Source organism: Amycolatopsis sp. NPDC052450 (assembly GCF_044547565.1).
In the GTDB taxonomy this organism is placed as follows: domain Bacteria; phylum Actinomycetota; class Actinomycetes; order Mycobacteriales; family Pseudonocardiaceae; genus Amycolatopsis.
Map to the genome: position 1 here is coordinate 21,219 of NZ_JBIUAQ010000054.1, position 11,155 is coordinate 32,373.

General features: G+C 65.8%; 16 protein-coding genes. 9 read left to right on the forward strand and 7 right to left on the reverse strand.

Translation table 11 applies throughout. The features are described 5' to 3' along the window. Positions 1–102 precede the first annotated feature (102 nt). The 3 genes from ACIHAO_RS42135 to ACIHAO_RS42145 all read left to right on the forward strand — a co-directional run bounded on the left by ACIHAO_RS42135 (position 103) and on the right by ACIHAO_RS42145 (position 2,633). A complete protein-coding gene (locus ACIHAO_RS42135; RefSeq protein ID WP_396567844.1) occupies positions 103–792 on the forward strand; it encodes a response regulator in 690 nt (229 codons plus the stop codon). Next, on the forward strand, positions 789–2,177 hold the full coding sequence (locus ACIHAO_RS42140) for a sensor histidine kinase (RefSeq protein WP_396567815.1): 1,389 nt from the start codon (positions 789–791) through the stop codon (positions 2,175–2,177). Before ACIHAO_RS42135 ends, ACIHAO_RS42140 begins: the two co-directional genes overlap by 4 nt. Positions 2,178–2,417: 240 nt before the next feature. Next, positions 2,418–2,633, forward strand: a complete 216-nt coding sequence (locus ACIHAO_RS42145) for a hypothetical protein (protein WP_396567817.1) — start codon at positions 2,418–2,420, stop codon at positions 2,631–2,633. A gap of 14 nt (positions 2,634–2,647) precedes the next feature. Here ACIHAO_RS42145 and ACIHAO_RS42150 read toward each other — a convergent pair whose 3' ends face one another. From ACIHAO_RS42150 to ACIHAO_RS42165, 4 genes are all read right to left on the reverse strand, one after another. Beyond that, positions 2,648–3,682: a potassium channel family protein gene (locus ACIHAO_RS42150; protein ID WP_396567819.1), complete on the reverse strand. Its 1,035-nt coding sequence runs from the start codon at positions 3,680–3,682 to the stop codon at positions 2,648–2,650. Between the two features lie 171 nt (positions 3,683–3,853). Beyond that, on the reverse strand, positions 3,854–4,339 hold the full coding sequence (locus tag ACIHAO_RS42155) for a hypothetical protein (protein WP_396567821.1): 486 nt from the start codon (positions 4,337–4,339) through the stop codon (positions 3,854–3,856). A 149-nt stretch (positions 4,340–4,488) separates the two neighbouring features. After that, positions 4,489–4,953, reverse strand: coding sequence for an SRPBCC family protein (locus ACIHAO_RS42160; protein WP_396567823.1), 465 nt, complete (start codon positions 4,951–4,953; stop codon positions 4,489–4,491). A gap of 374 nt (positions 4,954–5,327) precedes the next feature. Next, positions 5,328–5,639, reverse strand: coding sequence for a hypothetical protein (locus ACIHAO_RS42165; protein WP_396567824.1), 312 nt, complete (start codon positions 5,637–5,639; stop codon positions 5,328–5,330). Positions 5,640–5,659: 20 nt separating this feature from the next. On the opposite strand from ACIHAO_RS42165, the gene ACIHAO_RS42170 reads away from it, so the two are divergent. After that, entirely contained in the window at positions 5,660–5,980 is a 321-nt protein-coding gene (locus tag ACIHAO_RS42170; RefSeq protein ID WP_396567826.1) for an FtsX-like permease family protein, read from the forward strand. 102 nt (positions 5,981–6,082) lie between these two features. Here the strand turns inward: ACIHAO_RS42170 and ACIHAO_RS42175 are convergent, their stop codons facing one another. After that, positions 6,083–6,517 carry an SPW repeat protein gene (locus tag ACIHAO_RS42175; RefSeq protein WP_396567828.1) on the reverse strand — a complete coding sequence of 145 codons (435 nt, stop codon included), beginning with the start codon at positions 6,515–6,517 and terminating at the stop codon, positions 6,083–6,085. Between the two features lie 316 nt (positions 6,518–6,833). On the opposite strand from ACIHAO_RS42175, the gene ACIHAO_RS42180 reads away from it, so the two are divergent. From ACIHAO_RS42180 to ACIHAO_RS42200, 5 genes are all read left to right on the forward strand, one after another. Further along, the gene (locus ACIHAO_RS42180) at positions 6,834–7,439 is read left to right on the forward strand and encodes a DUF4232 domain-containing protein (protein WP_396567830.1); all 606 of its coding nucleotides are present in this window, start codon (positions 6,834–6,836) and stop codon (positions 7,437–7,439) included. A 70-nt stretch (positions 7,440–7,509) separates the two neighbouring features. Continuing rightward, complete coding sequence (locus tag ACIHAO_RS42185; protein ID WP_396567832.1) at positions 7,510–7,875, forward strand: hypothetical protein; 366 nt, start codon at positions 7,510–7,512, stop codon at positions 7,873–7,875. Then, positions 7,872–8,393 (forward strand): DMT family transporter, encoded by a 522-nt coding sequence (locus ACIHAO_RS42190; protein WP_396567846.1) that lies wholly within the window; start codon positions 7,872–7,874, stop codon positions 8,391–8,393. The genes ACIHAO_RS42185 and ACIHAO_RS42190 overlap by 4 nt, the downstream gene beginning before the upstream one ends. A gap of 49 nt (positions 8,394–8,442) precedes the next feature. After that, the gene (locus ACIHAO_RS42195; RefSeq protein WP_396567834.1) at positions 8,443–9,579 is read left to right on the forward strand and encodes a hypothetical protein; all 1,137 of its coding nucleotides are present in this window, start codon (positions 8,443–8,445) and stop codon (positions 9,577–9,579) included. Between the two features lie 229 nt (positions 9,580–9,808). Then, on the forward strand, positions 9,809–10,036 hold the full coding sequence (locus ACIHAO_RS42200; protein ID WP_396567836.1) for a hypothetical protein: 228 nt from the start codon (positions 9,809–9,811) through the stop codon (positions 10,034–10,036). Between the two features lie 121 nt (positions 10,037–10,157). On the opposite strand, the gene ACIHAO_RS42205 is transcribed toward ACIHAO_RS42200, so the two are convergent. Beyond that, the gene (locus ACIHAO_RS42205; protein ID WP_396567838.1) at positions 10,158–10,562 is read right to left on the reverse strand and encodes a VOC family protein; all 405 of its coding nucleotides are present in this window, start codon (positions 10,560–10,562) and stop codon (positions 10,158–10,160) included. After that, on the reverse strand, positions 10,559–11,089 hold the full coding sequence (locus ACIHAO_RS42210; protein ID WP_396567840.1) for a hypothetical protein: 531 nt from the start codon (positions 11,087–11,089) through the stop codon (positions 10,559–10,561). The genes ACIHAO_RS42205 and ACIHAO_RS42210 overlap by 4 nt, the downstream gene beginning before the upstream one ends. Positions 11,090–11,155: the final 66 nt, after the last annotated feature.

The following is an 11,155-nucleotide window of genomic DNA, read 5'->3' on the forward strand; positions in this document are numbered from 1 at the left end:
ACGAGTGCCTTACGATCAACGGCTGTCGACCAGAGAAGGGGGCCAGCGTGGCCTGATATCGTCGGCCGCGGTGTGCCGGGAAGTCTGGTCGGCGGAAGGGAGATGCCGACGGTGTCCACTCGTGTACTGCTCGTCGAAGACGACGCGATGATCAGCGAGGCCCTGAGCCTCGCGCTGACCGACGAGGGTTTCGACATCGAGTGCGCGGCAACCGGCGAGGACGGCCTCGAGCTTCTCGAACGTATCCAGGTCGACGTCGTCCTGCTCGACCTCATGCTGCCGGGTATCGACGGACTCACCGTTTGCAGGACCGTGCGAGACCAAGGCGCGCTACCGATCATCGTGATCACCGCCCGCGCCGACACCCAAGACGTGATCGCCGGTCTCGAAGCCGGCGCGGACGACTACGTCACCAAACCACTGGTCGCCGGCGAACTCGCGGCACGGATCCGAGCGTTGCTTCGGCGAACGGCGCCGCCTCCTCCTTCGCTGATCACCGTGGGCGACCTCGAGATCCGACCGGACGAAGAGAGCGTTCACCGCGACGGGGCACCGATACACCTGACCCGTACCGAGTTCCGGCTGCTCGCCGAACTCACCGCGGCCGAAGGGAAGATCGTCACCCGCGAGCAGTTGCTGCAACGCGTGTGGGGCCACGACTACTTCGGCGATACAAGGTTGCTCGATGTCCACATCAGACGATTGCGTCGCAAGATCGAACCAGATCCTGACAACCCGACCCTGGTGCTGACCGTACGCGGGCGCGGCTACCAGATCGCGTCCGGATCATGACACGTTCGGCCGTTCGTTCGGCGTTGCGTCGGCTTTCGTTGCGCTGGCGCGTCGCCGCCGCTTTCGGCCTCGGACTGGCTCTGGTGATGAGCGTGCTCGGCGTCGCGACCTGGAACCTGACCACCGGCTACATGCTCGACCAGCGAGAGCAGAGCACCACCCGTCAGTCCGAGGTCAACGTCGGCCTGGTCGACAAGGCCTTGGCGGAGCACTCGGACAACCTCGACGAACTGCTGACCGGGCTCGCCAGCGGCCCTGACTCGTCGATCCTGCTGTCACGGCCGAACGGCTGGCTCACCAGCGGACGCCAGATCGAGCCGGGAGCGGTACCCAGCAGTCTCGTGGAGAGTGCACGCAAGGGGGTCGCGGCACGGCAACGCTTCATCGCCGATGGCATTCCCGTCCTCGCTGTCGCGACTCCGGTAGGAGGTGGCGACAGCATCTACGTCGAGCTATACCCCTTGCTGGAGCTCGATCGCACCTTCCGGTACCTCAGCTTCCTGCTGATCACCGGCACCGTCGTCGCCGCGCTGTTCGGAGTCGCTCTCGGCGCCTGGGCCACCAAAAGAGCCCTTCGCCCGCTCGCCGCGCTCCGAGGAGCAGCTTCCCGAGTCGCACGAGGAGATCTCACGACACGGCTCCCCCACCAGAACGACCCCGACCTCGCCCCCTTGGCCACCAGCTTCAACACCACGACCGAGCAGCTCGAACAACGGGTCCGCCGCGACAAACGCTTCGCCGCCGACGTCAGTCACGAGCTCCGCTCACCCCTCACCACGATGATCAACGTCACCGAAGTGATGGTCCGCAGGCAGGACGCCATGCCGGAGACAGCCCGCAAGGCCCTGGGGTTACTCAGCTCGGAACTGCACCGCTTCCAGCGAATGGTCGTCGACCTGCTGGAAATCTCCCGGGCCGATCAAGACGAAACCGAAGACTCGGCCGAACTGGTGGATCTCGACGCCCTCGTGCGCAACATCATCGACAGCAGAAAAGCCATCACGGTAAGGATCGAAACCGATCCCGAAACCCCGATCGTCTCCGCCGACCGCCGCCGCATCGACCGGGTCGTCACCAACCTGCTCGACAACGCCGACCGATACGGCGAAGGCGCCATCGCCGTAACCGTCCGCAGGAACGGTGACCGGGCGAGGATCGAAGTGGACGACGCCGGCAGCGGTGTCCCGCCCGCGCTGCGCGAACGCATCTTCGAACGCTTCGCACGCGGCCTGCACGCCGGACGCCGCGACCGCGAAACCGGAAGCGGCCTCGGACTGGCCATCGTCGCCGACCACGTCCACCGCCACGGCGGCACGGTCTGGGTCGAGGACCGGCCCGGCGGAGGTGCCCGCTTCGTCGTCGAACTCCCGGAAGCCACGACATGAACGTTCGCTCGTCCGTGCTCGTCTTGACCGCGGCGGCATGTCTCGGCGGCTGCGGCGTGACCGCCCAAGACAAACCCGAGCCGATCACCACCCTCGTACCGACCACCACCCCGACGGTCACCAGCCGGCCGATATCGCCGACAACACCCTGCACGCCTCCACCGCAATCGTCAGGCACTCGTCAGGTGCAGTCCTCGCCACCGCCGACACAATGAAGGCAGTCGTCGAAGGAGGAGGGACATGACCGTCCACGACCACTGGACCGACGACATCACCGGAGAAGTTCGCGAGTGGCTTTCCCGGGAGTTCGCGACTTCCCTGCCGGAATCAGCCGTCGACGACATCGTGTTAGCAGCTCACGCCGACCTCGACGGTCAGATCCGGCCCGATGCCATGGGGGAGATGTTGCACCGTCTGGCCCGGTTTCGCGTTCTTCGGGCGCTCGAAAACCGCTGAGAAGACCTCACCTGTCAATCGCGCTTTCGTAAGGCTGTTTCGACTTCGGCGTCAGTGAGACGTCGTGGACCGACGTAGTAGAGCACCGCGCCGACCGGGAGCTCAGCATCCCAGGCGGGATTGACCACCAGGTCGTCGTCGGTCCGCGCGGCCAGCACTGTGGCACCGAAAGTTCGCCCCAGCGCCATCCGGCACTTCTCTGTACTCAGCCGCCCCAGCGACGCCGGCAATGTCACCGAGTACGTCCCCGCCCCACCCGCCGTCATCAGCTCGGAATACACCTCGGCGATTCCAGGCGAGGTCAGTTCTTCAGTGACCATCCGTGGCGTGTGCCACTGCACGCACTTGATCCGTGGGTCCACGTACCGGACCAGCTCGGACTTTTCCATGTCCCGCAACGTGACCACGACGTGTGCCGAGCGGTTCGCGTGATCCACGGTCACCGCGACTGCCAGAGCCTCGTTGTCGTCGCGCATGTCGACCAGGATGGTGCTCGCGCCGGCGACGGCGGCCCGGGCGACCACGTCGGCCGCGGTCGGTTCGCCTCGGACGAAGTCGACCGGCTGCGACGGCATCGGGTGCACCTGCACGTCGTCTCCGGCGCACAGCACGAGGTCGGTCACCCCGTCGGCGAGCAGTTGCGCGACGATCCTTTCGGTGCGACCGGCCGTATAGCCGATCAGGAGTGTGTGTCCGCTCGCCCGTACGGTTTCCATCCCCTGCATCCGCCGTCCCTTCGCCTGTTCGAGCTTCGAAGCGAGTTTGGTGAAGACCGTGGTGAGTGTCGCGATCCCGCCGATGATGACGTAGGCGCCCACGAAATGGCCTGCGGTGGTCTCTGGTGAGAAGTCGCCGTAGCCGACTGTCGCGGCCGTGACGACGAAGTACCACCAGTAGTTTTCCGGTTGGACGAGTTCACTGCCCATAGGCTCGGCCAGTGCCATCAGCGGCCAGCTGGTCGCGAAGACGAAGAAGACCACCACGACAGGAAGCATCCAACCCTGCCGCAACACCCAGCGGGCCAGCAGCCGTGACAAGACAAACGACACTCCGTCTCCTCACCTGCCGCTACCGCGAGTTCATCCGAACCCACTCCTCCTGACCGCGGATTCAGATACCAGACCACACCAATTCCACGGATACAACGGACGTTACCGGACCGCTACTACGTTGGCTGGCAGATCGAGGTGCTTTGTCCGAGAAGGATCGCAGGCCAGTTGTTACCGCCGAGCACGCTGATGGAACCTGAGTTTCCAGCCATCGTCTCGGCGGACGTAGATACTGCACGCCCGAGCCGAGTACGGCGCACCGCATCGGATAGCCACGATGCCGTAGCTTGCGAAACCGACCATGGGACTGAGCCTTTTCGCGTTCAGGCCATCGAGCCGGCAGGCTTCCCACTTTTCACCACACAGTGCGGCGAGCGCCGCTTCGCGTTCTTGTATCGGCGGCTGATCAGCAAGCAAGACCACGATCTGATCGTCGAGAACAGTCTCGTAGAACGAACGAGCGATGGACGATTCGAGCATGATGGCTCGCCAGGCTCGCTGCTCCAGCTCGGTCAACACGTCCAAGGTCAGTTCCGCTCTCACCGGCGTCGACCAGTGCAAGTTCTCGCCGATGAGCAACAAGCTGTCCGGCACGGCCGTGGATCTGATCCCGACCACCGGGGAACCGAGACCGCACTTGCGCAGGGCCGGTTTCATCGTCCCCATCGAGACTCAACCGATCCATGTATTGGCGCGCTCTCTGTGCTGTCGAGGCAACATCCTTCGGCACTCACCGATCGGCGACAATCCTGCCGCATGACGACGTGAGCGAACCTGACAATTACCTTACGATCTGTCCGGCGACTTCATCGACGCTGGCCCGGCGACGATCTCGCCTCCGAGGCATAGTCCGCGAGCCCCGTTGCCATTCCTTGCATCACTCGCTGAACTTGCCGTTCGGAAAGCCAGCGGGCTATTCCTCGCGACGAGTAGGTTCCGTGCCAACGGATCTGGGTTCCGCCACCTAGTACCTCGAGCAGGTCGATCGCGGCGCTGTGGTCTGCCATCTGGGGACTCTTCACGCTCTCGTAAGCGAACCGACGACCTGGTATGAGTCCGGTTATCCGTTCGGTTGTAACGGTCCTCCCGACGCGGAAGGCCCGAAGAGCGCCGACGCCGTCCCTGTTATCCACCGAGAGACCGCTCGATCGGGCAGTGTCCAGGGAGTCGATGTGCGACCAGGTAGGCCAGCTCGTCGGATCCAGCAATAACGTCCACACAACGGCCGGTGAGGCCGCCGACTGAGCAAGGACGTCGTACGACTGCACCATGGAACTCCTCACGTCGTTCGACCGCTCTCCCGTACTTCATCAACCGGGAAGGCGCCTGTCACGATCCAGATCGTGCCACATGTAAGGAGTCGGTCAGGGCTTCACGCTGAAAGTCCTGCGACATGAACGAAACCAATGATACTTTCGTCAACAACGAGCCGGAATTCGTCCACTATGGACCAAAGTCCTCCTGATTGCCAGGCAACGGCAGCTCGACATGCGCGAGCACTTGGCGGATCGATTTCATCACAGTCGTGGACTCGTTCGAGACTCTTGACAAGGCCCCCATCCTGTCTTCGTGAAAGTCCAGGGCTATCGCAGCCCTCATCCGGTGCTGACATCTCAGTCGGCGGGCTTCGAATAGCCGCGAGTGTTCACGACCGCGTTTCCGTGCTGCCCGCTCGCGCGGCGGCACGGCGTCGGATGAGTGACACCGCCGCGACGCCGACCGCGAGCAGGATGGCGAGTATCCAACTTCCCCGACCGACCCAGGTTTCGATCTGGCGAGCGGCCTCGCCCGCGGCGGTGCCGATCGCGATGTGCAAGGCGCACCAGGCCATCGCGTCGACGGCCACGGCGGGCAGGAACCGGCGAAACGGCAGGCCCGACGCGCGCGGGCCGCACCGCGCGTGACTCGTCACGGTGAACACCTTCATCACCACGACCGCACTCGTCGCCGTCCTCATGAACCAGTTCCAACACCGCGGTGACCACCTGGACCGCCGTCCTCGACACCCGGCAGCCACTGGCCGTCGCCCGCACGCTCGGTGCCACACCCGGCCAAACCGGGATGGGCCTCGCCGTGGCTCAGCTGCTCCCCGCCCTTCCCGGCACCGCCGCCGGGATCCCGGGTGGACTCGGGCTGTTCCTCTTCGCCTGGCGCGGTCAGCCCCAGTACCCGCCCGGGTCCTGGCTCCTGGCACCCGGACTCGGGATCCTGCTCGTCATAGCCCTTTTCACGGCCATCCCCGCACTCGCCCTCGCTCGTCGACTGGTCGCCCGCACACTTCGATCAGCCCCGCTCTGACAGTTGCCCAAACGAGAACTATCCACACTGTCAGCTGTCGTCTGCTCGTCGTGATCGGAGTCTCGCACATCGGCGTGGACGGCGAGCCGACGCCAAGGTGCGTCATCGTCCGCGCGAGCGGCTTGCCTGAGACGTGGGTATCACAAACCAGATGAGTAACAGGAACACACCGACCGCGATATCGCTCGTCGTGGTTCTGGGTGCTGGCATCCCGTCGTTATATTCCAGCACAAAAGGCGCTATGAGCAGCCATAGGCCGAGTACCGGCGGCACTGAGCACCACCATGAAGCCGCGCGAGGTTCCACCAGGGGCGCGGAACCGATTGCGATCAGCGCGATACCCACGAGCACATCGTTCCAGTACCCGTCGAATCCGCGTCCGGTGTACTCATGATCGAGCACAAACGGTGAAAGTATCAACCAGACGCCAGCAAGAAACGTACACGCTCCTGCGACAGCAGGAGCCAGACGGGTCGTTTCATCGACTTTTCTGCCATTTCTGTCGCTTGCGGTTACGTTGGCCCAACGCGGCTCCATACTTAGGAAAGACTCCTGTTGTCCGGCGTCCCGCCAGGCCGACGGGGACCTCCACCCCAGTGTTACGGCTACCCCAAGGGGCTTGACCTGACGATTCCCTTGCGATCCAGCGATGCTCGCGCCGAAGTGATGACCCTCCCGAACGACAAGTCTCAAGTCACCTAGAACCGACCGGCAGCCAGGACCGCTGCTCACCCACACCGGACATGTCTCCGACGTAACGGTTTATCTCGGCATGAATTGAACCGCGGATACGCGGGTAAGCCATCCAGGACTTCCCGCTACCACTCATACAGACCAGAAAGGAATTCACATCATGTTGAAGCCAAGTCCGAAATGGGCCTTGGCCATCACTGCGTCGGTTTGCGCTCTCCTTTCCGCCTGCGGTGATGAGGGAACGACACCGGCTGTGACCGGTACTCCCCCTGCGTCCTCGACGAGCAGCTCCATCGAATCGACCTCGTCGCCACGGACGCTGGAGACCGCGACGGCTTCAGATGGTCTCTGCCAGTCAGACGACGTCACCTTGGCGCTCGGCAAAGGAGATGGTGCCGCCGGTTCCGTCTACCGGCCCCTTTTGATCACCAATTCCGGCAATGAGCCATGCCGGATCCAAGGCTTCCCCGGAGTGTCCTATGTTGCCGGTGACGACGGGCACCAGGTAGGGAAACCAGCCGACCGCGCCGGCGACAAGGGCGGCGTGGTCGAGCTGCGCCCTGGGCAGGTCGCGGCCGCCGACATCCGGTTCGTCAACGTCCACAACTACGATCCCGCCACCTGTGACCCGGTGCCGGTCAAAGGCCTGCGGATCTACCTGCCGCAGGAGACCGAATCGAACTTCGTGCCCACCGACGGAACCGGCTGCGCGAATCCTGACATCCCCGGCGATCAGCTGACGGTCAGGTCGGTCCATCCAGCCTGATCCGGACGATGGGAACTCCACCGCCGAACGATCTGTGGCCTGCCCACCGCAGGCGGAGGAGTCGCTCGCCATGACAAGCCCCTTCCTGTGGCCGGGGCTTCCGGCCGCGGTGCTCGCCGCGCTCGCCCTGGGGATCAGTAAGGCGTTGCAGCATCACGCGACCCAAACAGCACCGCTCGGCGGACTCGGTACGGTGGCGGCGGCCCGGGCCGTCGCAGGCCATCCGTTGTGGCTGGGATCGGTCGTCGCGAACGCCGCGGGCATCGGCCTGCAATGGCTGGCCCTCAGCTCCGCACCCCTCGCCGTGGTCCAACCGGTTCTTGTGCTCGGTCTGGTGTTCGCGGTGCTCGTCAGCGGGCAGATCGCCCGGCGGAAACCGGATCGCGTCGTGCTGGCCGGGACGCTGCTCTGCGCGGCAGGCTTGGCGCCTTTCTGAGCTTCGCCAGGCCTGCGTCCGGCGACAACCAGCTCACCGACGACGAACTGGCGATAGCCGGGTCTGCTCTCGCCGCGATCCTGGTCTGTTGCCTGACCGCGGCTGGGCGGTCATCCGGTACTTCCCGTGCCTTGGGCTTAGCCACCGCGACAGGTGTGCTTTTCGGTGTCACCGCCGGCCTGGCGAAGCTGGCAGTCGGGGACCTCCGTGACGGCATTGACGGTGCCCTCGCTCACTGGGCGTTCTATGCCGCGGCAGCGACTGGTGTTTCCGGGTTCGTGCTGAGCCAGTACACCTTTCGCGCCAGTAGCGTGTTGGCTCCCGCGTTGGCCGTGATGGTCGCGCTCGATCCCGTCATCGGCATAGCGATCGGCACGCTGTGGCTCGACGAACGCATCGAAACCACGCCGATCGCGATCGCCGGGCAGGTTATCGCGCTGAGCACCGCGCTGACCGGCATCGCCATCCTCAGCCGGCAGTGGCCGAGCCCGTTACCTCCTGAGAGGCGTCACAGGTAGCGACGGTCATGATCTCGGTGAAGAGATCGTGGAAACGGGGGCAATGACCGTGAGCGGGAGTTCCGAGCCGACTGGGAACGCGAGCTGGAACGTGTGGGGCAGGCGGTGGCCCGAGTGGGTGCCCTTCGCCGCCGGGGGCTGGGGGGTGCTGTACGCCGCCGTCCAGGTCACTTGGGTCATGGCAGAGGTCGACGTGCGGTGGGCGCCTCACGTGTCGTACCCGCCGGCTTTTCACTTGCTTCTGGCCGCGCTGGCGGTGCTCGTCGCGCTGGTCTGTGTGGCCACCACGCGAGACTTCGGGCGACGGGTGCGGGGTGTGCTGCTGGTGTCGCTGGGAGCCACGATTCCGGTGTCCGTCCTGGGGATGGCCAGCCTCCCCGCGCACGTCGTGACGCTGGCGTCATCCGCCGGGGTGGAAAGCGCCACTGGTCTGGCCCAGGTCCTGGTGAACGCGGTGGGCACGGTTCTCCTCGTCCTCGTTGCCATCGCCTACCGCCGGCGGCTGCGCGGCCGGTGTCCGAGGTGCGGGCAGAAGCACCCAGGTGCCGGCGACGGCCCGCTCGCTCACCCCCGCGCCGGCATCGCGTCGAAGCGGACACGGCGGACGGTCTACATCCTCATGTGCGGGCTGCTGCCATGGGCGGGCGTCAAGACGATCTGGACGCTGGGCGGTGACGCGCTCGGGGTCACCGCCGAGGGCTGGCGGGAAATCAACGCCGGCGGGCCGGGAGCGGTCGAGGCGCTGGCGGCGGTGGGCATCGATGTGACGGTCCTGGCCGCGGCGGCCGGGGTGTTCCTGCTGTTGGGGCTCATGTACCCGTGGGGCCAGGTGTTCCCGCGCTGGACGCTGGTCCTCGCCGGGCGGCGAGTCCCACGCCTGCTGCCCCTGCTCCCCGCGTGGCTGGCAGCCGTCAGTCTGTCGGTTTACGGGATCTTCCTCATGATCTTCGCACCACTCACCGCCCTGGGCGTGCTGCCAAATCCTGCGATCGCGCCGCCGTTCACCACCACTTCCGGAATCACGTGGATGATCGAGTTCGGCGGCCTGGCCTTCGGCGGCCTCGGCCTTGGGCTGGTCGCAGCCGCCAGGTCCTACGCCACCCGCACTCGACCGGTCTGCGCGGCACACCTGCCGGTGCACAGACCCGCCGACGCCTCGCAGTTCGGCTCTGTCACCGCGAAGTGACGGCTTCCACTGCTCGTAGTGAGCCGCTTCGAGCATCCCGGTCTCCCCCGATCGCCGCGCGGTCGCGCCACCGGGTACACGTTCGGGTGCCAGCGCCGCGCCCGGCCCTTCCACCCGAAACGGCTGGCCTGGTCGATGACACAGTTCACGACGGGCTGGAGAAACGCCGCTGTCGAGGGGCGAAAGGATGGAGAGGACTCCGCCGCCCGCTCCCCAGCCACCCTCGTCGATGACCCGGAAGTTCACCCACCAGGCCGATGCCGGCTCGCCGAGCCGGCAGGCGTCGGCCATCGCGGCGATGACCCGTTCGATGACCTGGGCGCGGACGTCCTGGCGCCAGCCCGCGTCCATGACCGCCACGTCGATCACCATGACGTCGAGTTCCGGTCCGACGTCGGCCAGCAACCGGCCTCCGATGGCCATCATGTCCGGCTCGCGTTCCACGAAGTGCACCTGAAATCCGGCTCGGGCGGCCGGTGCGAACTGGCCGATCTCCGGGACGAGTTTCGCGCCGGTCAGGGTCTCGGCGAGGGTGCGGCGTTGGTCGCGGGTCAGGCGGTCTTTCACGGTGTTCACGGTCATGGGGCTGGCCCCTCAAGGGCGAAGTAGTCGCGGAGTTCCGGTGGGATGGCGTCCGGCTGGGTTGGAAGAGTTCGATGAGCAGCTGGTCCGGGCCCTGGGCGTAGTCCGCGGTGGCGTGGTGGCGGATGTCGGTGACTGACACCCCCGAGTGCGCGCAGGTGTTCGACGAGCCGGTCGAGCTGGTCGGTCTGGATGCCGAGGTGGTGGACGGTGCCCTGGCCCAGGATTTTCGGGGGCTGGTCGTAGAGGTGGAGGTGGCCGGCGCCGACGCGCAGGAAGACGTTGCGGGCGCCCGCGAAGACGTCGTCGTACACGACTTCGGCGTCAAAGCCCTCACGCCAGAACGCGATGGTGGCGTCGATGTCGGTGGCCATGAGGTGGGTGTGGTGGAGCGTGATCACGGAGCCTCCCGGGTGTCGGGGGTGAGTGGGTCACGGCGGAGGACGACCTTGGTCGTTCGGGCGGTGTAGGCGGCCGGGGCTTCGTCCCATGGTGCTTCGAGGGTGGTGACGCGTTCGGCGGGGAAACCCGTGCGGTGGAAGAGATCCAGCAGATCGGGCAGCAGGGCGTGGCTGTGGGAGACGCCGAGGCGCAGCGTCGCGTCGGTGGCGTACATGCGCATCAGCGGCACGCGGGTACCGGTGGCCAGGTAGTAGCCGACCGCGGTGCACACCCCGCCCGACGCGAGTGCCCGCAGGGCGGGCCGCAGCCCGGTGGGGCGCGACGTCGCCTCCACGACCACGTCGTAGTCACCGGATTCGCGAGAATGCGCGCGGGCGCCGAAGGACTCGGCGATCGAGCGTTGCCCGGGGTCGTCGTTGACGGGCTGCGTGCCTTTCTCGCCCTCTGGCGCGAAATCCTCATCAGTAGCGGCTTCCAGGCCGGGTGCCCGGTGCTCGGGCCCTGTCATGATTTCCGTGTAAGCCACGGATGACTTCTTCTTTGATTCTAGTGGAGTGGTAGTCGGTCGGGGAAGAGTGCGGCGAGTGTGTTG

Excerpts from the sequence above, each read along its gene's own strand:
- ACIHAO_RS42135 (WP_396567844.1), top strand. The coding sequence starts at position 103 with ATGCCGACGGTGTCCACTCGTGTACTGCTCGTCGAAGACGACGCGATG.
- ACIHAO_RS42140 (WP_396567815.1), top strand. The coding sequence starts at position 789 with ATGACACGTTCGGCCGTTCGTTCGGCGTTGCGTCGGCTTTCGTTGCGC.
- ACIHAO_RS42145 (WP_396567817.1), top strand. The coding sequence starts at position 2,418 with ATGACCGTCCACGACCACTGGACCGACGACATCACCGGAGAAGTTCGC.
- ACIHAO_RS42155 (WP_396567821.1), bottom strand. The coding sequence starts at position 4,339 with ATGAAACCGGCCCTGCGCAAGTGCGGTCTCGGTTCCCCGGTGGTCGGG.
- ACIHAO_RS42160 (WP_396567823.1), bottom strand. The coding sequence starts at position 4,953 with ATGGTGCAGTCGTACGACGTCCTTGCTCAGTCGGCGGCCTCACCGGCC.
- ACIHAO_RS42165 (WP_396567824.1), bottom strand. The coding sequence starts at position 5,639 with ATGAGGACGGCGACGAGTGCGGTCGTGGTGATGAAGGTGTTCACCGTG.
- ACIHAO_RS42175 (WP_396567828.1), bottom strand. The coding sequence starts at position 6,517 with ATGGAGCCGCGTTGGGCCAACGTAACCGCAAGCGACAGAAATGGCAGA.
- ACIHAO_RS42180 (WP_396567830.1), top strand. The coding sequence starts at position 6,834 with ATGTTGAAGCCAAGTCCGAAATGGGCCTTGGCCATCACTGCGTCGGTT.
- ACIHAO_RS42185 (WP_396567832.1), top strand. The coding sequence starts at position 7,510 with ATGACAAGCCCCTTCCTGTGGCCGGGGCTTCCGGCCGCGGTGCTCGCC.
- ACIHAO_RS42200 (WP_396567836.1), top strand. The coding sequence starts at position 9,809 with ATGACCCGGAAGTTCACCCACCAGGCCGATGCCGGCTCGCCGAGCCGG.